21 protein-coding genes are annotated in these 25,692 nt (G+C 49.5%); 12 read left to right on the top strand and 9 right to left on the bottom strand.

The genetic code is table 11. The annotated features are described in order from the left end of the window. The first annotated feature begins 29 nt into the window (after positions 1-29). The 11 genes from H6750_19370 to H6750_19320 all read left to right on the top strand — a co-directional run bounded on the left by H6750_19370 (position 30) and on the right by H6750_19320 (position 13,805). On the top strand, positions 30-437 hold the full coding sequence (locus H6750_19370) for a cytochrome c (GenBank protein MCB9776470.1): 408 nt from the start codon (positions 30-32) through the stop codon (positions 435-437). Positions 438-1,144: 707 nt separating this feature from the next. Beyond that, positions 1,145-1,321, top strand: coding sequence for a hypothetical protein (locus H6750_19365; protein ID MCB9776469.1), 177 nt, complete (start codon positions 1,145-1,147; stop codon positions 1,319-1,321). A gap of 74 nt (positions 1,322-1,395) precedes the next feature. Further along, the gene (locus H6750_19360) at positions 1,396-1,803 is read left to right on the top strand and encodes a hypothetical protein (protein ID MCB9776468.1); all 408 of its coding nucleotides are present in this window, start codon (positions 1,396-1,398) and stop codon (positions 1,801-1,803) included. A 313-nt stretch (positions 1,804-2,116) separates the two neighbouring features. Next, positions 2,117-3,352, top strand: coding sequence for a molybdopterin-dependent oxidoreductase (locus H6750_19355; protein ID MCB9776467.1), 1,236 nt, complete (start codon positions 2,117-2,119; stop codon positions 3,350-3,352). Between the two features lie 9 nt (positions 3,353-3,361). Continuing rightward, positions 3,362-4,033 carry a cytochrome c gene (locus H6750_19350; protein ID MCB9776466.1) on the top strand — a complete coding sequence of 224 codons (672 nt, stop codon included), beginning with the start codon at positions 3,362-3,364 and terminating at the stop codon, positions 4,031-4,033. 208 nt (positions 4,034-4,241) lie between these two features. After that, positions 4,242-5,672 carry a pyruvate kinase gene (pyk, locus tag H6750_19345; protein ID MCB9776465.1) on the top strand — a complete coding sequence of 477 codons (1,431 nt, stop codon included), beginning with the start codon at positions 4,242-4,244 and terminating at the stop codon, positions 5,670-5,672. A 26-nt stretch (positions 5,673-5,698) separates the two neighbouring features. Beyond that, positions 5,699-7,351 (top strand): FAD-dependent oxidoreductase, encoded by a 1,653-nt coding sequence (locus H6750_19340; GenBank protein MCB9776464.1) that lies wholly within the window; start codon positions 5,699-5,701, stop codon positions 7,349-7,351. A gap of 294 nt (positions 7,352-7,645) precedes the next feature. Further along, positions 7,646-8,056, top strand: coding sequence for a response regulator (locus H6750_19335; GenBank protein ID MCB9776463.1), 411 nt, complete (start codon positions 7,646-7,648; stop codon positions 8,054-8,056). 281 nt (positions 8,057-8,337) lie between these two features. Then, on the top strand, positions 8,338-9,771 hold the full coding sequence (locus tag H6750_19330) for a cytochrome c (protein MCB9776462.1): 1,434 nt from the start codon (positions 8,338-8,340) through the stop codon (positions 9,769-9,771). Positions 9,772-9,874: 103 nt separating this feature from the next. Then, positions 9,875-11,485: a PAS domain S-box protein gene (locus H6750_19325; protein ID MCB9776461.1), complete on the top strand. Its 1,611-nt coding sequence runs from the start codon at positions 9,875-9,877 to the stop codon at positions 11,483-11,485. Positions 11,486-13,016: 1,531 nt separating this feature from the next. Next, positions 13,017-13,805: a sulfite exporter TauE/SafE family protein gene (locus H6750_19320; protein ID MCB9776460.1), complete on the top strand. Its 789-nt coding sequence runs from the start codon at positions 13,017-13,019 to the stop codon at positions 13,803-13,805. Between the two features lie 18 nt (positions 13,806-13,823). On the opposite strand, the gene H6750_19315 is transcribed toward H6750_19320, so the two are convergent. From H6750_19315 to H6750_19275, 9 genes are all read right to left on the bottom strand, one after another. Further along, positions 13,824-14,828, bottom strand: a complete 1,005-nt coding sequence (locus H6750_19315; protein MCB9776459.1) for a potassium channel family protein — start codon at positions 14,826-14,828, stop codon at positions 13,824-13,826. Between the two features lie 97 nt (positions 14,829-14,925). Further along, the gene (locus H6750_19310; GenBank protein MCB9776458.1) at positions 14,926-16,713 is read right to left on the bottom strand and encodes an SLC13 family permease; all 1,788 of its coding nucleotides are present in this window, start codon (positions 16,711-16,713) and stop codon (positions 14,926-14,928) included. 634 nt (positions 16,714-17,347) lie between these two features. Then, positions 17,348-17,578 carry a hypothetical protein gene (locus H6750_19305; GenBank protein MCB9776457.1) on the bottom strand — a complete coding sequence of 77 codons (231 nt, stop codon included), beginning with the start codon at positions 17,576-17,578 and terminating at the stop codon, positions 17,348-17,350. Between the two features lie 372 nt (positions 17,579-17,950). Further along, positions 17,951-19,018 (bottom strand): SAM-dependent methyltransferase, encoded by a 1,068-nt coding sequence (locus H6750_19300; GenBank protein ID MCB9776456.1) that lies wholly within the window; start codon positions 19,016-19,018, stop codon positions 17,951-17,953. A gap of 160 nt (positions 19,019-19,178) precedes the next feature. Next, complete coding sequence (locus tag H6750_19295) at positions 19,179-19,532, bottom strand: hypothetical protein (protein MCB9776455.1); 354 nt, start codon at positions 19,530-19,532, stop codon at positions 19,179-19,181. Between the two features lie 183 nt (positions 19,533-19,715). After that, a complete protein-coding gene (locus H6750_19290) occupies positions 19,716-21,518 on the bottom strand; it encodes a GHKL domain-containing protein (GenBank protein MCB9776454.1) in 1,803 nt (600 codons plus the stop codon). A gap of 144 nt (positions 21,519-21,662) precedes the next feature. After that, positions 21,663-22,064 (bottom strand): phage holin family protein, encoded by a 402-nt coding sequence (locus tag H6750_19285; GenBank protein MCB9776453.1) that lies wholly within the window; start codon positions 22,062-22,064, stop codon positions 21,663-21,665. Between the two features lie 583 nt (positions 22,065-22,647). Continuing rightward, positions 22,648-23,634 (bottom strand): NAD-dependent epimerase/dehydratase family protein, encoded by a 987-nt coding sequence (locus tag H6750_19280; GenBank protein MCB9776452.1) that lies wholly within the window; start codon positions 23,632-23,634, stop codon positions 22,648-22,650. 130 nt (positions 23,635-23,764) lie between these two features. Next, complete coding sequence (locus tag H6750_19275) at positions 23,765-24,655, bottom strand: polyprenyl synthetase family protein (GenBank protein ID MCB9776451.1); 891 nt, start codon at positions 24,653-24,655, stop codon at positions 23,765-23,767. Positions 24,656-25,511: 856 nt separating this feature from the next. Between H6750_19275 and H6750_19270 the strand changes: the two genes are divergently transcribed. After that, positions 25,512-25,691, top strand: a complete 180-nt coding sequence (locus tag H6750_19270; protein ID MCB9776450.1) for a hypothetical protein — start codon at positions 25,512-25,514, stop codon at positions 25,689-25,691. Position 25,692 lies beyond the last annotated feature (1 nt).

Genomic DNA, 25,692 nt, shown 5'->3' with positions numbered 1-25,692 from the left:
CGGCTTTTTTTGTTGCGGGGATAGCCGGAATGGGTCTCGTGCATGCCGCCGATTCAGAAGTATTGAAACCCAGGGTTCCTCCTGAACAAATCCAGGAAGCCCGGGCGAATAAGAATCCTTTCCCTTCAACCCCGGAAAATATTGAAAAGGGCAAACACATTTTTCACGGGAAAGCATTTTGCGTCACCTGTCATGGACCAGAAGGCAAAGGCCTGGGTGACATTCCTGGCCTTCGAGGTAGGCTCCCACGAAACTTTACGGACAAGACCTGGCAGGCAGCTCGCACGGATGGGGAGCTCTTCTGGATTTTGCAAAACGGCAGTCCGGGTACGGATATGGCCTCATTCATCCCACTAGTCTTGACAGAAGACGAAGCCTGGCTTGTGATACTGTATGTGAGATCATTTGGAACTGGCATTGAATCGAGGGGGAAATAGCATACGATTCTGTTACTCGCGCACCAATGAGGCCGGCATAAAGAAGAGCCATTGGGAATCAATTTTAGCTTTTCATGGGCTCTGGCATCTCTTCCGGTGAAGCCTATGAACGACTCAAGAAAATTCAGGATCTTGGATAAGCATGATGGCAAACAGCTTGCCGATGACACTCCATGGCCGGTGGAGCAGGGCCGGATAAAAACCCTCATTTGCGCGGCTACGGATGCACCAAGGATTTCGTGGCGCTACGGGAAAACGCATACCTGGTAGTCACCATTAAGAAATCATCGGCAAAAAATCATCCACGGCCTTAACGAATACCAAAATTCTTACGCCAGATTTCGGCGGCTATCAAATCGGGAACACGCTGTATCTGAACTCGGTTGACGAATGTCCCATCGTGCCGCATTCCTTATGACGTCTTTGCTGTCGATCCTGCGGAACTTTCTGACTCGGTCTTGATCGAGTTGATCGCTTCCCGCGACATAATATTTTCGAACATTCCCGGGCATTGAACCATTGGACGCTACCTCTGGAATGTGGATCACGCATGGAAAGACGATTGCGATATATATGTGATTCAAGCACCCATTCCAGCCTGGCGTCCATTCCTTCTGGGTACACGGAGCAATGATCCGGCCCTGATCCTTATTTGATTTTTTTCGGCACCGCCATTATGCTTTGATTATTGTGGGGGCCCCAATCTCTTGACCGGAAATCACAAGGATGGCAATAATGCTAAACGGTCCAGGCTTGGAGTGGCTAAGACCAAAATCTTCCATGCTGGAAAAGGCGGTGAATTGATAGGTATTACCCTTCTCACCAATATGGTGGACGGAAAAGAATCAGCCGCTCCGTATGGGCTTGCAGTTGTTCAACCCTAATTTGTTCCGTTCATGAGCATGGCCTCCTTCCCGGGCTATACTCTGGACCACATCTAGGAAGGAGGACTTGGCGTATGACGGTTATGCCTTTAGTCGTTCTTGCAACCTGGTTAGCGTTCACCTCAGTGGAAACTCCCGCCCCCTCAGCGACCTTAACTTTACCTTCAGAACCCGACGAAAGTACTCGCATTGATGAGATCTACGACCAGGAATCCCGCCTCCTCCTGTCCCTGTATTCCTTAAAAGGAAATGGGAAAGCTGATTACGTCACAGGACGGACCGTCGAACAACATGTGCGAAGCACCTATGGGAATCCGGTATACTACACATTAGAGTTTCCCATTTTTTATTGGTGGAATCATACGATGTGGAATGACCCGTTTGTCGATGGTGTCAACGGCAACGAACAGGTTTATCAGGAAGAGACCGATTTTGATGTGAGCCGATACAAACCTTGCGTCTTTAACGGACAACCCTGCTAGAAAAGCAGGCTTCCCCAGCAGGGGCTCTTCCCTGAATTATCCATCTGGTCGCTGGCAGATCAGGGAAGGACTTCGCTTCCCCTCAAATCCCTCTTTTCAGCTGAATGATCTGCAGGATAGTCAATAAAATCGGATTATGGAAATGGGAACCCGGGAATGCACATGATGCTGTTTTCCGGAATGCCTGATGACCGGACACCGTAAGTGAGGCAGTCCATTCGTGCCTTCGCAGCACGAAGGAAAAACATAAAGGCCTGATTTATACCTGGACAGGCTATATGATTTCTTTGGAAGAACCACGGTAGATTGACTTATGAAGAATGAAGGAAAACCGGGTATAGACCGTCGACATTTATTGAAGGGAAGTCTGGCTCTGGGGTTGGTAAGCCTACTCACCCCTAGAGTTCTCTGGGCCAACGATTCCCCGGCGATCACTCTTCCGTTCGAACGGGGTCGCCGTCCATTGGTGGCTTTTCCCCAGAAGCGGCCCCTCATGGTGATGACCACAAGGCCTCCTCAATTGGAAACCCCCTTTCATATTTTTAATGAAGACATCTTCACGCCCAATGATGCATTTTTTGTTCGCTGGCATCTCGCCAATATCCCTAGGGAAATTGACGTGAACACTTTCCGGCTGACTATTCGCGGTCGAGTCAATCAATCCTTATCATTGAGTCTTCATGATTTACACACTCAATTTGAACAAGTCGAAATTGCGGCTGTCTGCCAATGCGGAGGAAATAGTCGCGGGTTTTTCCAACCCCGGGTGCCCGGCGGACAATGGGGCAATGGAGCAATGGGAAACGCCAATTGGAAAGGAATCAGACTCCGTGATCTCCTGCATCGGGCAGGCCTATCGGGGGACGCAGTGCAGGTGAGGTTCGATGGCCTGGACCAACCCGTCGCGCAGGGTACCGCTGATTTTCGAAAATCTCTCACCCTTGATGATGCGCTCCAGGAAGAGGTTTTGGTCGCTCACTCCATGAACGGGGAGGCCCTTCCCATGCTGAACGGCTTTCCTCTTCGCCTCGTGGCGCCTGGCTGGTATGCCACCTATTGGGTAAAGATGCTGAATGATATTGAAGTGCTCAATCAGGCCGATCAAAATTTTTGGACGAAACAGGCCTATCGCTTACCGGCTAATGCCTGTCATTGCGTAAATCCCGGAGAAGCCCTAACCGATACCGTGCCGATCGGGAAAATGCCCGTTCGTTCCTTTATTACTAATATGGAAGATGGTCAAGCCATACCGGGAGGGAAGCCTTGCGCCATTAAAGGCATTGCCTTTGACCAGGGGTATGGCATTGATCGCGTGTTGCTCTCCGTGGATGGAGGCCAAGAATGGCAGTCCGCTCGATTAGGTAAAGACTTTGGAGATTTCAGCTTTCGTCCGTGGGAAGCCCAGTTTATTCCGAAACCCGGGCATACGTATGCACTCCAATCACTGGCCATCAATCGGATTGGAGAATCACAGCGGTTCAGTGCCCGATGGAATCCAAGTGGATATCTTCGCAATGTGGTCGAAAGTGTGAATATTCATGCATCCTGAGGCCACCTCATGATCTGTATTTTGATCTTCTTGTTGTTGGTTGGGGCCACGGAGTTTGCCTGGGGACTGCCGACCGGTGGCGATGACGGAGTACCGGTATCCATTCTCACCCTTCCTGCTGATCCGATTTCCTATCAACCCGGTCCGGGGAGTGAACTCGCAAGCCGTTACTGCCTCATGTGTCACTCGGCAGAATATGTGTATACGCAACCACCTCATCACAGTGAGCATTGGATGAAAATCGTCAACAAAATGAAAACCACCTTTGGCTGTCCAATTTCAAATGAGGACATGGCTCTATTGGTCGACTATCTGGTGACGCAAAATACACTCCAACCTTCACCTTCTACGCCTACCGCTCAGCATGACGACCACAAGGAAACACCCGCTCAATCCTTCACTCAATCTGGCGATCCCCAAAAAGGGAAAGCCCTCTATGAACGACACTGCGTGACGTGTCATGGACTTGGCGGGAAAGGGGATGGTCCCATTGGACAGGCTCTGATTCCCCCAGCGGCCAACCTCACGTTACTCGGCAACCAATCAGATCAAAGCATTCTTGATACCCTTCGCAACGGCCGAGCGGGCACAGCCATGCCTGCCTGGAGGAACGATCTGAATGCATTAGAGTTGAATCATCTTCTTTCATTTCTTCGAACCTTAACTGCATCACCGCGATGAATCCCGGGAGCCTGGCTAGTAGGCCATTCTATCAGCGGGGGAATATCTCTCTTGGGTTTGCCCGATGACACAAATTTTTTCCATTCAATGCTCCATGAAATCTGAGAAAAATTCTCGTGGAATTTTTGGTTGTTGCAGTCACAAAAGGTCCCACCTCCCCCACCAATATCTGCTAGCCCATTATTAACCAATTCTTGAGACCATTCCCATGCGCCATGTCAAAATTGTAGCCACAATTGGCCCTGCGACTTCTTCCCAAGAATGTTTAAAACAACTCCTCCATGCCGGAATCAATGTTGCCAGGTTTAACATGTCCCATGGAACCACTGATTGGCACAGGACAACCATTCAAGGCCTTCGACGCCTTGCTCTAGAAGAAAAGACACCACTTGCCATCCTTGTAGACCTGGCAGGTCCGAAGATCCGTCTGGGGGACCTTCCAAACGAGGGAACCGTTTTGAAGAAAGGTGAGGATATCATTCTGATTGCGAAGTCAGATCACAACTCAAGACCCAACGAATCGGAGGATACCCTGCCGGTTCACCTTTCCCATTTCCCGAATCGAATGAAACCAGGTCAAATCGTTTTAATTGATGACGGCAATATGTCCCTCACCATGGAAAAACAAGAAACCGACCGACTAATCTGCAAAGTCCTGGTCGGAGGCAAGGTCACCTCACATAAAGGTGTCAATTTCCCTGGCCTCCGACTCGACATTCCGGGATTTACGGAGAAAGACGCCGGGGATCTTCAGGTGGCCATCGACGTGCAAGCCGATTATATCGCCCTCTCTTTCGTTCGAAATCCGCAGGACATTCATACGCTCCAAACGGCTTTGACCGATCGATCATCGTTGATTCCTGTCATTGCCAAAATCGAAAGACCTGAAGCCCTGACATGCCTTGATGCCATTCTTGATGCGGCAGATGGCGTGATGGTCGCTAGAGGCGACCTGGCGTTGGAAATGAGCCCGGAAGAAGTCCCTCTCCTGCAAAAGCAGATCATCGCCCAGGCCAATCGCATGGGAAAACCAGTGATCACAGCCACGCAAATGCTGGAATCGATGACTCGAAATTCTTCGCCCACTCGCGCCGAAGCTTCGGATGTGGCAAACGCGGTGCTGGACGGAACGGATGCTGTCATGTTGTCCGCCGAAACGTCCACGGGAAATTTCCCTCTCGAGTCGGTTGAGGTCATGGATCGCATTATTCGACAAACAGAAAAAGAACTTTTTCGTCAAAGGCAACACCTCATTTCGCCTACAAAAATCCTGCGCTCGACTCCGGAAGCGGTGTGCGAGGCTGCCGTCTCTCTTTCCACATCTGTTGGCGCCCAAGCCATCCTGGTTTTCACAGAGTCCGGCCATACAGCCATGTTATTGGCCCGCCACCGCCCGACGGTCCGGATTATCGCACTGACTCCCTCGCCAACTGTTACCCGTCGATTAATCTTAGTATGGGGCATTGTCTCATGTGTCTTTCCGCAAATTGATGCCACCGATGAGCGCATTAATGCCGCCCAGGATTACCTCAAAACCCTTGGGCTGCTTCAAGAAGGCCGTCTCGTTGTCATCGTCACTGGAGAACGCCTGGGACATTCCTTTGGAACCAACATCATCAAAGCACATATGGTCGTGTAAATTTCTGCTGGGAGTACGTGAGGAGCATGTCCCGCAACATCATTATTGTCGGTGGAGTGGCCGGCGGAGCCAGCGCGGCCGCTAAGGCGCGTCGAACCAACGAAACGGCAAACATTGTGATGTTTGAAAAGGGGCCCTATGTATCCTTTGCCAACTGTGGCCTCCCGTACTATGTGGGAAAGACCATTCCGGATCGTGATGATCTCCTACTTCAAACCCCGGAACGGTTTTGGAAACGATTCAGAGTCCGGGTCCACGTGTTACACGAAGTCCTTCACATAGACCGAAGGGCGAAGTGCGTGCAGGTGAAAAACTTGATGACTCAAAAAATCACTTCTCACCCCTACGACACACTCATTCTGGCACCCGGTGCCGGAGCAATCATGCCCGACATACCCGGCATTCCCGCCAGGAATATCTTTACCGTCAAAACCGTTCCTGACTCTGATGCCATTAAAACCTTTCTCGCCACCCACCCTTCTCAGGAAGCCTTGGTTATTGGAGGAGGGTTTATTGGACTGGAAACGGCCGAAGCCCTGATGGGCCTTGGATTGACCGTGACAATCATAGAAAAAGCTCCTCAAATTCTACCTCCTTTTGATCAGGACATGGCCACCCTGGTGGCGCATCACCTGCAAGAAAAGGGAGTAAAGATTATTGCGGGTGACGGTATCAACGGATTTCGGCAGGAGGGGGACCTCGCCAAAGAAGCGGAATTGGAAAGCGGAACACGGGTGCCGATGGACCTCGCCATTCTTTCGATCGGCGTCAGACCGGAGCTCCAGCTTGCCAGAACGGCGGGGCTTGAAATCGGGCCAGCAGGAGGCATTGCCGTGAACACACGACAGCAAACTTCTGACCCTACTATTTATGCAGCGGGTGATGCGGTCGAAACCATCAATCTGGTGACCGGCCAACACGCAAGAATTCCTTTAGCCGGGCCGGCCAATAAGCAGGGGAGGGTCGCCGGAGCCAATGCTGCCGGCGGAGACTTACAGTTTCATGGTGCACTGGGAACGGCCATTGTCGAGAGCATGGGTATCACCGCTGCCAAAACGGGATTAAGCGCAGACGAAGCCGAGGCCTATGGGTTGAAGTACTTTCTCTCCCTCACCCACCCCTTGGATCACGCAGAGTATTATCCTGGAGCAGAAGCGCTGCACATGAAATTAGTCGTCGAGCAACAGACCGGCAAATTATTAGGTGCTCAAATTGTGGGTGATCAGGGCGTCGATAAACGCATTGATGTGTTGGCCACCGCCATACATGCCAAATTGAACGTCCAGGATTTGGAACAATTGGATTTGGCCTATGCCCCTCAATTTAATTCGGCCAAAGGACCGGTCATTATGGCGGGTTTCGTCGCCGCCAATACGCTACGCGGTGAGGTCAACACGCTCACGGGGAAAGAATTACAAAAGAAATTGCTGACGAACCCCGCCCTCCAGTTATTAGATGTCCGGACCACGGACGAATATCAAGAAGCTCACATTCCTCATGCCCGACTCATTCCGATTGATGAACTGAGAGACCATCTTCAGCAACTGGATCCCTCTCAGGAAACCGTCGTTTATTGTCGTGTCGGATTACGCGGGTATCTCGCGGCACGCATTCTCCTCCAGCATGGCTTCACCCAGGTCTTCAACCTCACCGGTGGCTATTTAAGCTTTCCTCAATAAAACTCGATTCCCTCAATCCAACCAAACCAGTAAATCTTTGAAAGCCTGAGCAGTTAACGTGTTAACTCCATCCGTTAAATCAGGCTTAACATTCCACCATATTTTTCGTTGCTACACATTGCACATTTCACTGTAAACAATTGATGTTATTTACATTTTTGTCACTTATTTCATGTGGCATTTGATTTGCTGTTGTTATTGGCATGAAGAAGAGAAATCGAAAGGTGTCTTAACAAATTTTACCGAAGGAGGGTCCTCATGGAACAAACAGCCAGTCAATCTCGAACAGCGGCCATGTTCAGCGGTCAAACATCCTTGGGCCGGATCTTGGTAGTCGATGACGAACCGGATGTTCGCAAAGTTGTGAGGTTGTCATTGGAAAAAGCCGGCTATGATGTGATTGAGGCCGAAGACGGTCAACAGGCAGTACAAGAAATCAAAAATGGTGAAAACCCTCTGTTACTAGACGTGATCCTCACCGACATCCGAATGCCCAAGCTGAATGGACTGGAGGCTATTCAGTTTTTTCAAAATGAATTCCCGCATGTATCCTTGATTGTGCTTACCGGATTCCCGGATTTAATCATGGCCACATCCTTGATGAAGAATGGGATTATTGACTATTTGGTCAAACCGGTTGAAAAAGAAAAACTTCTGACTGCGGTTGCGAAGGCCATGGAAGAACGGGAGATCAACCGTTTATAAGAGGGAGCCTTCCTCCCTCTTTTTGAGGCAAAAGGTCTATCGATATGGGAAAACTATGAGTACATCTTTAGCCTTGCCATTTGGTGTTGATTTTGCTTCCTCTCTATTAGGAAAGTACTGAGAATGGGTTTTATGAGTCAAAATACCCCAATGTAGATATGCTTGGGATGAGGAATTTTTCCCCATAGGAATGTTCAAAAAAATTTCTTTTAAATTACAAAACCCCAAACATGATAAGAATTCTTGTCTTTCTTCACCAATTACTTATGGAGGGTTTTTTTATGACTCACAGGAGGAGTGTCCATTTACGTAGTCAAGGCCATGCTCTCGTACTCACGGTGGGCATCCTTCTCTGTCTCTATGTTCCCGGTCCCCTGTTTGCCGCTGACGGAACAGATGCGGAATCCCTGATCAGCACCACCTGCTCCACCTGCCACAAGTTTCAAGGTGAAGGAGAGAGTCGCTTCAATTTGAAAGCGCCGGATCTGATGTGGGGGGGCAGCAAGTTTCAACGTGAGTGGCTCATTGGATGGCTGACAGGGAAAGAACCGATGCTGTATGCCAAGAGTTACCGTTGGGATCAGGGCCAGCAACCTGACCAGCACATGGCCGTCTCTCAACAGGAAGCTGAAGCCATTGCCGACTATTTTGAGACACACCTACAAGACCCGCGAGTGAAACCGGGGTCCATTGATATGTCGACCTTTAGTAAACAGGAGGCAAAGTTTGGAGAGGAAATCTTTGTTCAACATTCCTGCATTGGCTGTCATCAGATTATGGTGGATGGGAAAAAGACCGGTGGCCCGCAAAGCGCCTCATTCTTTAATTCGGGGAAAAGGCTGAAGGCTGATTGGATTTATCGATTCAATTCCGATCCCCCAGACTTCGTGCCACACAGTGGAGAGTTTGTCGGGGACGTCAGTGCATTGGGGCTGCGATATGTCACAGGGTTTATCGCCACCCGAGGGAATGAGGATTTCCCCTATTTTGAACCATGGAAGAGCGCCGATTTCGACCACCCGAATGTCGAAAACGGGGCCAAAATTTATCAGGAATATTGTGCACAATGTCATGGGGCGGAGGGCAAAGGGGATGGCCCGGCGGCTTCAGGCTTGGAACCCAAACCGGCGGTGCATGCCAATATTCCCTTTGAAAAAATCCCTCTCGATTATTTGTATAACGTGATCTATTACGGGGGGAAATCTGTTGGGAAGTCTTCTATGATGCCGTATTGGGGACTGACCATAGGCGGGACTGAAGGCGTATCCGATGTCATTGCCTATTTAAAGACCACGTTTAAAGGTGCCCCGGAGATGGCCAGCGCGGCTTCATCATCCGGAGGACCATCAGGAGTCTGTCCACAACCACGCAACACGAAACAGGCGCCTGGAAAATTTCGTAATATGACCAGTCCGTTACCCGCCTCCCAAGAGCACATCAAGGTGGGAGAAAAGCTGTATCACGAAACCGCTCAACCCTTGGCCTGCAAGCAATGTCATGGCGATAAAGGTGACGGGCAAGGACCCATGGGCGCAGCGTTGAATCCACATCCTCGAAACTTTACCTGTGGAGAAACGATGAAAGACATTTCTGACGGGCAACTGTATTGGATTATCAAAAACGGATCCGCAGGAACCGGCATGATGGCCTTTTCCGGTATGCCCGATGAACAAGTCTGGCAATTGATTCAGTACCTCCGGACTTTGGCCAAATAACCTGAAATTGGCATTTAGACACTTTCACTTTAGGTTGACAAGTCAACATTTTGGGGACTGGAGATAACCGTTCCAGTCCCTGACTCCAAAGAGGAAAACCAGGATGTCCATAGCACCAGAGAATATACAGCAGGACAAGACGGACCTTTCACAAATGCTGAAACATCTTGAACAACACCACGCCCTCATCTTACAGGCCGCAGGTGAAGGCATCTTTGGGCTGGATCTCGACGGCCGACACACCTTTGTGAATCCTGCAGCAGCGAAAATGTTGGGCTATGAACCCCAGGAATTAATCGGCCAACCCAGCCATTCCCTTTGGCACCACACCAAAGCCGATGGCACTCCCTACCCACAGGAAGAATGTCCCAACTATGCGACATACAAGGATGGCCAGGTGCATCGAGGGGACAACGAAGTGTTTTGGCGAAAAAATGGCACAAGTTTCCCCGTCGAATATTCCAGCACACCGATTCGCCATGAAGGGGTCCTTGTCGGCGCCGTTGTCATTTTTCAAGATATTACCTATCGCCGACAATGCGAAAAATCCCTTGAACAATTTCGTCGACACAACGATATGATTTTACAGGCCGCTGGTGAAGGCATTTTCGGGTTGGACCTCGAAGGCAACCATACCTTTGTGAATCCGGCTGCCAACAGATTGTTAGGATATGAACCTGGGGAGTTATTTGGAAAACCCAGTCACCGCACCTGGCACCATACCAAAGCTGACGGTTCCACTTATCCTGCCGAAGAATGCCCCATTTATAGGGCCTATAAGGATGGATTGGTCCACCAGGGTGAGGACGAAGTGTTCTGGAAAAAAGATGGGACAAGCTTTCCTGCGCGGTATACAAGCACCCCCATCTGGGATAACGAGGGAAATTTGGCGGGGGCTGTGGTCACTTTTCAGGATATTACTGAAAAGAAACGTATGGCCGCTCAATTGTTGGAGGAAGCCAAACTCGCGGAAGTAACCAGAGTCCTCGGAGATATCGGGCACGATATCAAAAATATGTTGATGCCAGTGTTGTCGGGAGCAGATTTATTAAAGGATGAATTGGACGAGCAGTTTCCCCTGTTAATTAAGGAAAAGGCCAAAGGGGCGGAAGCCAGTTATACTAACAGTCTGGATCTGATACGAATGATCGTCACCAATGCCCGACGGATTCAGGACCGTGTGCGGGAAATTGCTGATGCCGTCAAAGGTGTCACCAGTCCACCACATTTTACTCCCTGCCGCCTTGCGAGCATTGTAGATGGAGTGCTGGATACGCTTCGCACCTATGCAGCAGAAAAAGGGATTACCCTTCTGACCGATGGCCTTGATGCCCTCCCTGTTATTGATGCAGATGAACGTCGCCTGTTCAACGCCTTTTACAATCTCATCAATAATGCCATCCCGGAAGTTCCCCGTGGAGGATCAGTCACGGTCGGCGGATCTCCGGGACCCCGCCCGGATACCGTAGAGATGACGGTAGCCGATACCGGGAAAGGCATGCCGCCTGAAGTTCGAGACCGCCTCTTTACCGCTCAGGCCATTAGCACCAAAAAAGAAGGAACGGGCCTCGGCACAAAAATTGTGAAAGATGCCATTGACCTCCATCACGGTCACATTAGGGTCGAAAGTGAAGAGGGCCACGGAACAACATTTCGTCTTGTCCTTCCCATAACTCAAACGGCTTCATCTCCAGCCAAGTCTGGAAAATCATGACATGATCATGCGATACGAGAAAGAGTCATACTTTACCCAGTCTGAAAATGGAGGAAATTGCCTCCATTGATTTTCTAACCCGCTATTGCTGAGATCCGTTTCGGTCTCAAAGCGCCCTTCTCTCACTACGAGTTCCCCCTCATTTCCCTGCACCAAATCACAAATCGATACCCATCAGACTTTCCTCTTTTCCTCTCTGATTGATCCTTGTGGCACTCGTAGGAACAAAGCAACTCCGATGGCATGCCAGGCCTTTCTGTATGGTCCATTTTGGGATGATCGGGCTGTGGCAAATCGGGCTAACTTGGCCCCATCCATACAACGCCTTGGGATGAGTATAAACCTTAGCTGACACCATCCAATACAGCATTACGATCCCTTAGACCTATGAAACAATGGGGAAAATGAAGATTACGGGGATGAGCGTCGAGATGAGCATTGCCCACGACCGTAGCAATATTACACGTGACGGTCATGGGCAGGGGATGTTATTCCAGCCAGTTCCACGTGGAGAATACAAGGGATAAACTTGAGAACACATTCTTCATTGAAAGAAGAACAGACCGCAAAATGATCGTGTTGTGTATGCCCGGGAGCAAAAACGAGGCTTTGGAATTGAGACTTGATCGCGGTCAAGAAAATGCAGTGCCGCCATCCCGAGACCAAACATGATCTAGACGACAATACAAGAACGGCCAAACCGCCCTTCATTCACCAACTCAGCTCGCCACCCGCTCTATGCAATGAACCAACCTTCCACCCAAAAACCGAAACTTCTGCATCCGGGAGCGATGGGTTATCCCCATATATCCCCAGAGAATGAGGTTTTTTCAGAAGCACTCATTGATGGAGATCCTGGCCAACCCATTCGTGAAAGATTTCCCTTCGGCCAGGCCTACAAGCCTTGGGCACAACCGGAATGATGTTTTGCCTGCCGGTCAATCTGTACTATTCAGGTGACTTTCAAGCAACTGCATGTGTCACGCACTGGAAAGCCTTAATCACTCATGAGTACGACCAATCATCGAAAAAGGGAATGGGGAGAATACCTTCGTCCGCCACGAGAACCCTTGTCTCATTTGATTTCTCCCCATACAATGAACCCACACTTCCCTTTACATAATTTTCTATTCATACTAGGGGGATTTCATGACCGATATGCGGTCTAATTACGTATCCACATGGCCTTGATAAGTCTTACGTCCTGTGGGATGAACGGTTCCAACCTTAGCCTTAGTGCAATGGGTGTGGTGGCTCCTGAAGCTGGAGGATATGCATAGCATTTGCAAACTCAAAAAGATCCGGTTAAGCAGGGTCATAGATTGGTTATTTTGTGAAAAATAGATGATACATCTTTTCATGCCAACCAAGGGAGGAGAAAACACAGGCGTCTCCTATGTGCTCTCATCGTTCTTCCTGCAACAATTCATTGCCGATTATGCTTGTTTATATATTCCCCGTGGCTAGTTAAAGCATGGCGCACGCCTCAGGCCTTATTCTTTCATCCGTTCGGCTTTCAACTTAATTTCTCATGGACTTCCACTATCTGTTGGCGCTTCTGTCTGGTGGGATCGTCGGTATGCTGTTAGGGGCTACAGGAGGGGGAGGATCATTAGTGGCCATTCCCTTATTGGTTTATGTCGTTGGCGTACCGGTTCAAAATGCCACAACCATGTCACTTATCGTCGTTGGCTATTCAGCACTCTTTGGGGCATGGCATGAAAGCCGGCAGCAACGTGTTCACTTTGTCTCTGCTATTTTATTCAGTCTGACCGGTATGATCGGTGCTTGGGCTGGGGCTCATGGCCACCAACTCGTTCCAGACTCCCTGGTCCTTTTTGCATTTGGCAATCTGCTCCTGTTTATTAGCATGTGGACGTTTTGGAAAAATGATGAAAGGGAACACAATGACGTCCCGAGCGGATGCGCGAAAGATTTCTCCTGGCGCTGTTCGTTGAAAGCCCTCACGTTTGGATGGGGAGTTGGCCTATTGACCGGATTTTTTGGAGTCGGAGGAGGGTTTCTTATTGTGCCCGCCTTGATGTTTCTCATGGGGTTTCCCATTCGCTTAGCGATTGGCACATCACTTTTGATCATTGCCCTTATTTCCATCGGCGGGGTAGTCGGCCATTTCAAGGGGGCACACCTGGATATAGTGCTAACAGGATTAGTGTTACTCGGCAGCCTTCTCGGATTACTGTTTGGCTCACAAGTCACTCAGGCAATTCCTGCTCACCGTTTGAGACGGGGCGTGGCCATCTTAATCGGGGTCATCGGAATTTTATTAATCCTGGCCAACGCAAGACCACTCCTCTTCTAGGAATGGGAGGGAGTGCCTTCAAGCGGAAGTCGTATCCTCTGAAACCGGCTTAAACAATAACATGACGTCGCCCTGTTCCAGTCTATGGCTTTTTTGAAATTCCCAGGGAGAAATAATCGTTCCTTGGCGATACACTCGCAGGAGCACATCCGGCTGTAAATCCAACGCCGTCTTTCCGACATCCTGCTTCTCCACTGTTCGCTCCTGGATATTGACCTTTCCCCCCGCCGTCAAAAAATCTTCTAAATAATCTGCCAAATATTGTTGGTCCACCGCGGCCGCCAACATATATCCGCCATACGTGGCCGGGGAAATAATGGTTTGTGCCCCTCCTTGCCGAAAGAGTTTGACGTTTTCTTCTTCCTTCGCACTGACAATCACCCGGCAACGGGAATTCAAATTGCGGACAGTTAACAAAATGAGTGCATTGGTATCATCACGCCCAGCCGAAATAATGACGGCTTTGGCTTCATTAAGAAACGCACCAAATTTCAGCAGACCTTCCTGCGTCGCATCGCCTCGGAGTGCCACGACTCCCAATTCTCCCGCGATGCGCACTCGTTCTTCACCGGGATCGATGACCAGGATATGGTCGGGGTTTGTGCCCTTGGCAAGCAGTTCTTTGACGGTCGAGTATCCGGTATGCCCGAATCCGCAGATGACGACATGTTGATCGAGAGATCTCTGGAGTTTTGCCATGCGAAATACCTCGGTAAATTGTCTAAACGCCAATTGATAGGCGGTCCCTAAAAAAATGACCCATAAAAATATGCGGACCGGCGTCACGACTAATGCGTCAATCAGGCGCGCCCGTGTAGTGACCGGCACAATGTCCCCATAGCCGACCGTGGTCACCGTGACCATCGTGAAATAGATCACATCTGAAAATGAGACCTCTCCGTCCATCTGATCCTTGAGCCCGTTTCGATCCAACCACAGGATTCCCGTCAAAAAACAAAACAGCATGACCACCAATATAATTCTGCTCAAGAGCGTGCGAAACGGATCAAGGTCGGTGGGCATGTAGACCACCCGCCTAAAAAAGAGACGGGAGGTCTTTCGGGAAGAATGGGTTCGGAATGAGAACGACACTTTTTCCTTTTATTTCTTCAAGAACCCGTTACCCTTGACCCGTTAAGGGCCACATGAAGGTTAAGAGAGGAAGCGAGACTCCAAGAATTAACAACTCTAAAGGCAATCCCATCCGCCAGTAGTCTCCAAATCGATATCCCCCTGGGCCCATGACCAACAAATTATTTTGATGACCAATTGGTGTCAAAAATGAACAAGATGCTCCGATAGCTACCGCCATGAGAAACGGATCCGCATTGACAACCAGATTCTGGGCCACCGCCACGCTCAATGGGGCCATGACCAATGCCGTTGCCGCATTATTGAGGACAGCCGACAACGCCATCGTCACCAACATAATAAACCCCAAGAGCAAAATAGGAGGAAATCCTTTTGCCCAATTCACCATGAACTGAGCCAACACCGCAATTGCTCCACTGTGCTCGAGTGCTTGTCCGATGGGAATCATGGATCCTAACAATACGAGGACAGGCCAATCGACAGCCTGATACACATCCCTCGGAGAAACAATGCTCAACAGTACCATCACCAGTGCGGCACATATTAACGCAATCGGCAATGTTGCCAATCCGGCCATACCACTGCCAAGGGCGATCGCGAAGATCCCGACAGCGAGCCACGACTGTCCGGGCTTTCCCAACTGAAGGCCTCGCTCCGCCAACGGGAGGCATCCAAGCAGGCCAATCACTTCCAACACCCGTTCCTTTTCTCCCTGCAGCAGCAACACATCGCCGGCCTTGAACCGAAATTCCCTCAGCCTGCCTCGGTAAGGAGTGCCTTGACGAGATGCTCCTAACAGGTTAATTCCGAACCGGCTTCGCAACTTTAAAGAGCCCGCCATCCGCCCGACCAGCCAAGAACGATCAGGAGGGATGACCGCCTCCAACAGCATATCTCCATCCTTACCTGCGGATGGCTTTTTTTCAGACTCCTGAACCTCCTCCTTGGGCTGGGTTCCTGTCAACTTCAAACCCAATGTGGACACAAATTTATTAATCCCCTGTGGTCCTGCTTCAAGGACGAGGACATCGCCAGCCTGAATGTGTTCCCTCCAAGCCGCCCCCCGAATAGACTGGTCACCCCGCACCAGTCCAATTATTAAGGCGTCAGAATCCTCAGTGGCCAATTCCAATTCGGACAGAGATTTTCCTATTGCCTTGGAATTTTCAGGCACTTCAACCTCTGTTAAATATTCCTGTATTGAAAAGAGGTCTTGGGGCGCATTTTGAGATCGTCGGGCAATGGGAATGAGGCGCCAACCCACCAGCGCCACAAAGAGAATTCCCACCAGCGCCATGACTCCTCCTACAGGAGTGAAATCGAACATTCCGAATGGCTCGCCGGCCACTTCTGCGCGATAATGGGCTACGATGATATTGGGAGGTGTCCCAATGAGAGTAACCATTCCGCCCAAAATCGTTCCAAAAGCCAAGGGCATCAACACCACGGCCGGGGACCGCTTGGCTTCAACGGACGATTGGATAGCCACCGGCATTAGTAACGCCAGGGCTCCCACATTATTCATGACGGTTGAAATCAATCCACCGAGAGAAGATAAGACCGCTACATGGAGGGACGGGGAAAAAGACGTGGCACCCCTAACATAGCGCGTAAGAATTTCCACGACCCCCGCGTTACTCAATCCACGGCTGATAATTAACACAGCTGCCACGGTGATCACGGCAGGATGACCAAATCCTAAAAATGCTTCTTCGGAGGGAACGAACCCCAACACGGTTGAAAGAAGCAAGGCACTGAGGGCGACCAAATCATAGCGCCATCGTTCCCAGATAAAGAACACTAACAGGATTCCCATTAGGCCCAGGAAAAAGAGGTGGTCACTGTTCACAAATGAGATGAATCCTCTATCAGGGCATCGATGATGGGGGTGGGAAGGGGAGGGAAGCTGCCAAAGCACTCCTAAAATTTATACCTAAACGCCCTTACATTGCATACTCAGGTCAAGTTGAGACTTCCTAACCAATATAGCGTATCAACGTGAGGAATGAAATATTCCAGATTTCCCATCCAGCCGGGGAAAAATGACATTTACAGACTGGCTGGAACTCTCCCGCAAAAAGGTGGGCACAGGCAAGCAGAGCTGAATACCGGCTTGAAGGTTGCCCATCATCCCCATGGGGGGCACGCCCAATAAAAAATTCAGGCAAGAATTACCAGGCAAACTCAAGCAGTCATAACAGAATAGTCACAGATGAAAAATTGGCAGCGGTTCGAGAAAAGGACTATACCAAGGCCATGTGAATAAAAAAATTTAATTAAAACACAACCGATTCAAAAATGCCGGAAGAACCGGGAATGTATTTTATTCCTTCCAGGCCCTGGCCACAGCGGAGCACGAGAACTTCATCCTGAGCCAGGAGCCAATCGGTACTTAAGAGAGTATTTCCTCCCAAGTCGTACCGGACCTCTTAAAATTTTTTTCCGCCCTTTTAGGCCGTCAATCGGGCAACAGGAGTCCTTGGAGCTCTTCGTAGTCGCTTCCGGAATGGAATAACCTGCGCCTGAACCGGACCATCAGTTCGATGATGATTAATGACGGGGTCCATAAGGTTCCCGCACATAATACATCGATACGCTTTAATCCAAAGTTCCCCCATCGCGCCCTTAATGTCCAGACAATCATCAACCACCATAAGCCCATCACATCGTACACACTTCATAACTCTCCCTCCTTTGAAAGCCTCCTGCTTCCCACTCTTCCTAACAGGTGAGTCAGTGCATCACGCGTGCCACGCACCACGTGAGATCTCGAAAAGCACCACTAAATTAGGTGTGTATGATTGCGGAAAATGAAAGGAGATCACGAGAAAATCGAATGAATTTTTGGAGTCTACAATATTTTGTGATAAAAAAAAAGAGCAAACACACATTTTGTGTGTGACTGAAACACTGACTAAAATTTAGGCACCATGCTCGTTTAAAAAAATTTATTTTTTTTTGACATACCTCTCGCCACAGTCCCGTTCGCCTATGTCGGTTCAAAGAAAAATATGGTGAGATTTGGCAGGCTAGTGGATATTTTGACAGGTCCTTTATGAAGCCGGCTGTAGACCTGGCCCATCAGTGAGACCCTTTGTTTTGAATATGAGAATGTCAAAAGTACTTCCCAGGCCGGTCGGCCTGGTGAGCATATCAATCTCTTCTTGATCAGACTCCCTAACACCCGATTGCCCTTTATAATCCAGAATTCCGAGATTTCTCAGCCATGTTCCTTGTGGGATAGGCCCTGCTACCTCAAAACCAACTTCCTCTGCGATGAAGCAAGCAGCCGTATAATCCACATCTGTCGTCAAGTCTTGTTGGCCCACAGCGAAAAATGGGTCATACACTTGTTGCTGGTGATAGTAGGAACGAAGAGTCCCATTTCTATGCCGATGTGAATATAAATTTGAGGCGCGATCACCATAATCGATAAAAATTACATACCCTGGATCCACAACTCTCCCTATGCTTTTAAGGAATGGTTTCAGCTCCAAACAAATTTCTGCGACTTGCCCTCGCCCAAGCTGCACCCTATCGGCACTCAACCGCTCGGCTAATTCCCTAGTTGACAGAGGACTCGGTTGCTCACAAAACTCCCCATCCTCATCCAGATCCACATACAATTCCAACACTTCCTCATGGCCCATTCCCATTACTCGATGAACGGGTAACGCATCAAGCACTTCGTTCCCGAACGTAAATGTCGGCCCTGGGGGTAAACAGTCGATATTGTGGATCGCCTGCAATCCTCTTTGTTTTTGATTATCTCGCAACCCAGGGCTTGGATCTAAAACAACGTATTCATGAGCATTTTCAAGATAAGAAATAATGTTGTTTCCCAACTGGCCTGTTCCTCCACCTAATTCCAAGACCCGCAGGTGAAATCCCAACGCCTTCTCGGCATACGTGATGGCTTTGGCCATGGCATATCCGAAGGCCGGGAATCTTGCATTGGTGTCAAACGGCCCATCCGGGCTCCCTATTTTTGGTGCCTTTGCATAAAACCCCATAGTTTCATCATATAAGGCCGCAGCCATAAAGTCCCTGAAGGTCATTGGCCCTTGCGTTCGAATTTTGGCTTTTAAGGCCTTTCCAAGCTCCGTATCAATCCGATTCAAGGTATAAGTCCAGGCTTAAATGTGTTGAGGGTGAGAGTGAAAAAAGCATGCAGAGAGGTAGGAGCAGATCATGAAAAATGCTGCAGGGGAAAATATGTCACAAAAAAAGGGTGCCATTGCTGACACCCTTCTCCTGAATATTCAAACTGCAAAAAGAAAATTACTTAATAACAGTCGATTTGGCCCCGGCTGGATTCGGGGTAATTTTGTTGAGCGGACCTTCAACTTCAGGCAGGCGACCGGCGCCAGCCGACTTTTGGATCCGCGCCCGATTAGGGTCACTAACATCATTCTTTGCCGCTTTGCTGCCAAATCCTTGAGAAGACAACAGACTCGTCTCTCCTCCTGCATTCGTTTGGCCAGGATCATTAGCCGTAGGCTGACCGGTCACTGGAGACTTCCCAGCAGCCGGATACCCCGGGTGAGCTGGTAACAACCCTGGATTGGCAAAGGCCATTGATAGGGCGAAGGTGCTAGCACCCACCGTTCCAAGAAAAATTCCAATCCCTTTCATAAGACCGCTCCTTTGTTGGTTATGACTGGTTAACAATAGAAAATGGTCTGAATATGTACGTAGCCAAGTTTATTCAAATAGAAAAGGCGATCTTATTCAGATTGGCCGGTAGTGTCAAGCTTACCCAACCAAAATGGCGAAAATTTCGAAATGGCACCGATTCCGGTACTTTCTTTGGTTCAATCAAGTTGGACGGCGCGGCCGATACGGGGTTCTTGGTCGTGGAGCCGGCATGAGAATAGTAACGGTCGTTCCCTTTTCCGGCTCGCTCGCGATACTGATCTGCCCCTGATGCTCCTCAACGACTTTTTTCACGGTCGCCAAACCCAATCCGGTCCCTGATCGCTTGGTGGTGAAATAGGGTTCAAACACCTTATCCACAAATTCGGCCGGTATGGGCACTCCATCATTGGCGATAATAATCTGAAGTTCCGGTTTTCGAGCTCTAGTGAGCATGACTTCCACCCGCAAATGCCCTCCTGGAGACATGGCTTCAATGGCATTTTTGAAAATGCACAGGAATACATGCTGCATTTTCACTTCATCCCACCTGACTTGGGCCAACCGAGCCGGTACTTTTTTGAGAACCTCAATCCGATTGACGCGTATGTCCGTCGAAACCAACGAAAAAGCCTTATCCAATAAATCCTGAACCCGGCACATTTTTCGATCAAGTTCCAATGGTTTGGCAAAGTCCAGTATTTCATTTAAGACCGTTTCAATACGAATCATATCCCGCATGGCATTTTCCACACGGGTTTGCGAATCGAAATCAAGGTCGGCATCGGTCGTAATTTCTTCTAACTGAGCCCTGATAAACCCAATAGGTTCACGGATTTCTGTAGCCAGAAACGAGCTCACTTCATGCAGTGCGGCACGTCGCTCTTCCTTACGAACATCCCCTCCCTCCGGTTGAGCCATAACCACCTGCCCTTTGAGGGCAGGTGGTTCGGATTGAATCGGGGCAACATCCATGACGGAGAGATGACACGATGGGTCTTCAAACAATTCCACCAATTTAGTTGTAATGGCCTCGAGGCTTTTCGAGTCGCTCCCAATTTGATCGAAATTATTAGGATTTTTAGACGCTAATGTGACCGTACCCGCCACACGTCCCCTGACGTAAAAAGGAACGACAATAGTCGACGCAAACCGATCACGATAGAGCTGTTTATAGTCGTGAAAACGCCCTTGGGTCGAAGCCAAATTATTGTCACAGCGAGGCTTTCGATGCCGAACAGACCACCCGGAAGCTGAATCATCCAGAGAGAGAAGCTGCCCGGGGCTCACATCCTTTTTTTGAGTTCCGAATACACCCAACACTTCCAATGTCGCGGCGAGTGGGTCATAAATGCTGACCCAGCCACGATCGAAAGACAATTCCCCATCGACTTCTTCTGTCAAAATGCTCCCTATCCGCTCCTGGACTTCTGCATTTGAATAGGTTCGAGCCACGGGAGCAGGCCCCTCTTCCCCAGCCACAACCGATGCCAAAGGTTCATTGCTGACTACCGGCTTACTCAATATCAGTGAGGAACCAAATAGTCCCGCTTTCTTTAATTCCGTGGAAATATGCGCGACATTGGTGGAGAGAGTCGCCTTTTCTCTTTTGGTCAGCGCGGAATTTTCTCTCCTGGCCAATACCAGCGTGCCGTACACTCGGCCACCAAATTTTAAGGGAAGAACCAATGCCACCTTGCTCCCGGGCGTCACCATTCGAATTCTGAGGACGCTTTCCAGTTCCCCGCTCGCCCCATTTCGAATGGCCAAATTTTTCATATCTTCCATTGAAAGTGCACGAAGAATCGCGCGGACTTCTCTTGGAGAAAAACCCCTGGAAACCTGCTCGACCAATGGTCCACCATCATGCGTCATAATTGCGACCAAGACCGCTTCCATCCCGACCTCATTGACCACGGAGGTCAGAATCTTTTGAAGGGTACTTTGTTGCTTGGTAGCTAATGTGGATTCAAGACGATTGGACATGCATGCGTTTCCTCTCAGAATATGGGCGTACAATGAATTGTCGGATATGCCGATGGTTAAGGGACGAAGAAGGTTTTCCCGGCCCTCTAAAAATTCCTGAACCTCTCCTCAACACCAGGATGAAATATTTAAGGAGTTGTCCCGTTAATTTATATGGCGAATTTTTCGACCCGATGAAGGATGCGTGACAATTTCTATTCGGCCTTGCTCGGAAATCCAGAAATTTAATACTCCACTAACCAGACTAATAATGATCGCGCCACCCACCGCTGGCCAAAATCCAGAGACCAAAAATCCTTTCACCAGAATTGATACCAGATAGAGCAGGAATCCATTAATGAGAACCATGAATAGCCCTAATGTTACGAAAATAAATGGGGCTGAAAGTAGATAAAGCACAGGTCGGATGATGGAATTGAGAAATGCAAGAATGACCACGGCAGCGATCCCCGACGCAATCCCTGTAATTTCAATGCCAGGGATTATCTGACTTGCCAACAATACCGCAAACCCCGTGATCCCGCATCGAATTAGAAATCCCTTCATGGTTGCATCATACCGGCCCTGCGGTAGTGGCCTCAAGCGACCCGACCCGCAATGGGGACAAAAATTCCTGGGGATGCCTCTTCCTCCCGCCTCAAGACTCGGCAATTTTCCAATTGGACCATCCTCGCCACATTGAGAGAAAAACTACGGTGAACAGGAGGTAAATATAAAGCAATCCCCTATGCCCATTAGCCTTCCCTGATTCAGAAGCCCCGCTAATAAAGGCCAGGATGCCATACTAGAGACCATTACCTAGTAGCAATGTCCATTTCACCTCCTCACGAGAAATGGAGTCTGTTGCGTTTCGGCAACGCTCCATCCAACGATACCTATAACGAGAGAGGAATCCGAGGACCGCACATCCCCCATATGGGACTCCGATCCGGATCGAGGCATATTCACAAATGAAAGTCATTGCCTGCATGAGGCCGAAAAACCTGCTGGTCCTTCCCCATATTGGGAGTTTTGCCTCGCACAGGCCTGAAAAAGACAAAAAACCCCAGGCTAGAGAGTCCCAATGCGTGCAAGTAAATTCCCAAATTTGGCTTTGTAATGGAGATGGGAAAAGCTTGCGGAGAAGAGATCAGCCGTATCCGTGCTGGCGAAACCACTGTACGGCTTTTTTAAGTGCCGTCTCCACCGGGGTTTGGGGAAGCGACAGTTCCTGGCGGGCCTTCGTGCAATCATAGTGCATGTGATATTTGGCCATCCGCACTCCTTCCAAAGGAATTCTGGGTGGACGATGGGTCACCAGATTGGCAATCCATTGATTCACATGCGCCATGGGAAGGACAAGCCTCCAAGGCAATTGAAGCCGCGGGGCAGGCACTCCCGTTAGTCGACTGAGGATCTGACATACTTCTTTCAGGGTTAGATTCTGATTTCCCAGAATATACCGTTCACCCACCCGACCGCGCTCCATCGCCCGGACGTGCCCTACGGCCACATCCTCAACATCCACCAAATTCATCCCGGTCTCAATATACGCCAACATTCGGCCACGCATAAAATCTACAATAATTTGGCCAGTTGGAGTGGGCTTGACGTCTCGCACTCCCACGGGAGCCGTTGGATTGACAATAACCACCGGCAACCCTTCTTGAGCCATGCGGAGGACTTCCTGCTCGGCCAAAAATTTAGATCTCTTATAATCCCCTGCCAGTTGGGCCAAGGAAGGAAAGAGGGTTTCATTTCCAAGGCCTCCTTCATCAGGCAACCCGATCGCACCAATTGTGCTGGTATAAACGATTCGTTGAACGCCTGACTCCCTTGCTGCACGGAATAAATTTTTAGTTCCCTCGACATTGATGGCATAAAAAATAGAAGGGTCTTGATCCCACAACGCATAATGCGCCGCCACGTGATAAAGGCCTTCGCAGCCGGCAACAGCTTTCTTGAGGGACACGGGGTCCTGCAAATCTCCCTGAATAATTTCGACGGGTAACCCTTCAAGATTTTTCGGATTACTGGTGGGCCGAATGAGTACGCGGACCTCATCGCCTTTGGCAACGACCGCTCTTGTCACCGCAGCCCCGATGAAGCCCGAAGACCCTGTAATGAGTACTTTCATAAAAATCTGCCCTTGCCAATGCGTTCAATAACATTACCGCATGACCTGCACCAACAAAACTGTTGTCAATGAGAAGAGGCGGGAAACAGTGTAAGGTCGCGTGAAGGCCGCAGCGCCATATTAGAGAGGATCAAGACCGTCGCGCCATTATATACGTGGCAATGTGTCGTAAGGGGTCAGCCTGTTTATCAAAAGTATTCAGTCGGGCTATCGCCCGCTGGACACATTCCTCTCCCAGTTGCCTGGCTCCCTCAACCCCAAAAAATGAAGGATAGGTCCTCTTTCCTCTTCTTTCATCCGTCCCTGCATCTTTTCCCAATTCCTCCCGTGTCCCCACCATGTCCAGCACATCATCGGCAATCTGAAACGCCAGACCAATATCTTCGGAATAGTCGGTTAAACACTGCATTTGCTGGGTCGTGGCCTCTCCGATAATACTGCCGATCCGGACTGCGGCGCGAATCAGACGCCCTGTTTTAAAGGTGTGGATTTGCTGAAGGTGAACTAAATCAATCTCCTGATTTTCAGCCTGAATATCCATTACCTGTCCGCCCACCATTCCCTGGTGTCCAGAACCACTTGCCAATTCGCGCACAATGGCTAACTGTTGAGCGGCCGAAAAATCCTCTGTGCCATCAACTTGACTGCATAACTCAAACGCCATCGTTAACAATGCATCACCTGCCAAAATCGCCATGCCATCGCCATATACTTTGTGATTGGTTAACCGGCCTCGCCGATAGTCATCGTCATCCATGGCCGGAAGATCATCATGAATAAGGGAATAGGTATGAACGAACTCCAAGGAAGCGGCGAACGGCAACATGGCGTCACGGTCATACCCCAGGGCTTGGGCAGCGGCAATGGTCAAAATCGGACGAATGCGCTTTCCTCCACCCAGTAGGCTATACCGCATGGACTCATACAATCGTTGGGGATTGGCCGATAACAGAGGCAGGGTCCCCTCCAAAAACCGGTCTACCCGTTGGCGCTGTTGGTCTAAATAGACTTGAATGTTCACAAAGGAGCGAATAGACGACGTGGAAGGACGAATGGAATCGTTGGTGACCCTATCAAATGGATTTTTGGAGTGTCAAATTGTGAACCTAAAACCTAGGGACATAGGATCAGGAAACGGTTCCCAAAAGTTTTCTTCATTGTTTTCATCCGAATTACTCAGTATACTTTTCCTCTATGAGCATTCGAAATCGAGCTGGAGATTGGGAACCCCTGTTATTGGGTATAGAACCCGAAATGTGCGGGGTGTGTCACGAAGGCCTGTACCGGAACCTTACCATGCTCCGTGGAGGATGGTCTCGTTGCAGCATCTGTGAACATTTCGTTCATTATAGTTGTCTGGCTAGCGGTAAGGTCTCCTATCTGAAAAGACGCCCGCGTGTGTGCAAAACGTGTGCAGACCAGCAAACCTTCCCCCAAACTTCCATGTCCACGCCTTCGGAGCCTGCCGAAGTCAAATAATGGAGCATCCAGGGATTTCGCCCCCCCGAGCCATGGGTTCTCCTCGACTTTCAGCATCATTTCTCCATTTTTTTCTGGCCCCCATCCTCTGCGCATTTAGTGGTTTTCATACAGCCAGCTATCTGTTCGTTGGTCTCTACACGTGGCCTCGAACCAGCCGGGTGCTTGTTCTGACCATTGGTATGCTTATTTTTTCATATGAATTCATTTATAAGAACCATTTGTCACGCCCTACTTCCACATGGAAATATTCTTCTTTTGAATCGGTATTCTATACCTGCGTTCTACCCTATATCGTCGGCGCAGGAGCACTCTTGGTCCTCGCGGGCCTATCAGAATAGGGCAGCAATTCTGCCAGCACCCTTCAACCTGATCTGAACTTCTGAGAGGATACAACCATGAAAAATGTGGAATTGACTGTCAACGGAACGATGCTGACGATTAGGATAGACCTGTCGAAGGACTTCGGGCCTTCTTCATCGGGCAAAACAACGATCATTGCCTCAACCGAAGGCAATGTCTCGATACCCGATCGAGAAGAAAAAATCGGGCTGAATGTTTACAAGAAAAAACCCTAGC

The organism is Nitrospiraceae bacterium, assembly GCA_020632595.1.
Lineage (GTDB): Bacteria > Nitrospirota > Nitrospiria > Nitrospirales > UBA8639 > Nitrospira_E.
Note: the sequence above shows the minus strand (reverse complement) of the source record. Positions and strands in the feature narration are given on the sequence as shown.

Coding starts and splice junctions, on each gene's coding strand:
- H6750_19370 (MCB9776470.1), top strand. CDS start 30: ATGGGTCTCGTGCATGCCGCCGATTCAGAAGTATTGAAACCCAGGGTT.
- H6750_19360 (MCB9776468.1), top strand. CDS start 1,396: ATGACGGTTATGCCTTTAGTCGTTCTTGCAACCTGGTTAGCGTTCACC.
- H6750_19355 (MCB9776467.1), top strand. CDS start 2,117: ATGAAGAATGAAGGAAAACCGGGTATAGACCGTCGACATTTATTGAAG.
- H6750_19350 (MCB9776466.1), top strand. CDS start 3,362: ATGATCTGTATTTTGATCTTCTTGTTGTTGGTTGGGGCCACGGAGTTT.
- pyk (MCB9776465.1), top strand. CDS start 4,242: ATGCGCCATGTCAAAATTGTAGCCACAATTGGCCCTGCGACTTCTTCC.
- H6750_19340 (MCB9776464.1), top strand. CDS start 5,699: ATGTCCCGCAACATCATTATTGTCGGTGGAGTGGCCGGCGGAGCCAGC.
- H6750_19335 (MCB9776463.1), top strand. CDS start 7,646: ATGTTCAGCGGTCAAACATCCTTGGGCCGGATCTTGGTAGTCGATGAC.
- H6750_19330 (MCB9776462.1), top strand. CDS start 8,338: ATGACTCACAGGAGGAGTGTCCATTTACGTAGTCAAGGCCATGCTCTC.
- H6750_19325 (MCB9776461.1), top strand. CDS start 9,875: ATGTCCATAGCACCAGAGAATATACAGCAGGACAAGACGGACCTTTCA.
- H6750_19320 (MCB9776460.1), top strand. CDS start 13,017: ATGGACTTCCACTATCTGTTGGCGCTTCTGTCTGGTGGGATCGTCGGT.
- H6750_19315 (MCB9776459.1), bottom strand. CDS start 14,828: ATGCCCACCGACCTTGATCCGTTTCGCACGCTCTTGAGCAGAATTATA.
- H6750_19310 (MCB9776458.1), bottom strand. CDS start 16,713: ATGGGAATCCTGTTAGTGTTCTTTATCTGGGAACGATGGCGCTATGAT.
- H6750_19305 (MCB9776457.1), bottom strand. CDS start 17,578: ATGAAGTGTGTACGATGTGATGGGCTTATGGTGGTTGATGATTGTCTG.
- H6750_19295 (MCB9776455.1), bottom strand. CDS start 19,532: ATGAAAGGGATTGGAATTTTTCTTGGAACGGTGGGTGCTAGCACCTTC.
- H6750_19290 (MCB9776454.1), bottom strand. CDS start 21,518: ATGTCCAATCGTCTTGAATCCACATTAGCTACCAAGCAACAAAGTACC.
- H6750_19285 (MCB9776453.1), bottom strand. CDS start 22,064: ATGAAGGGATTTCTAATTCGATGCGGGATCACGGGGTTTGCGGTATTG.
- H6750_19280 (MCB9776452.1), bottom strand. CDS start 23,634: ATGAAAGTACTCATTACAGGGTCTTCGGGCTTCATCGGGGCTGCGGTG.
- H6750_19270 (MCB9776450.1), top strand. CDS start 25,512: ATGAAAAATGTGGAATTGACTGTCAACGGAACGATGCTGACGATTAGG.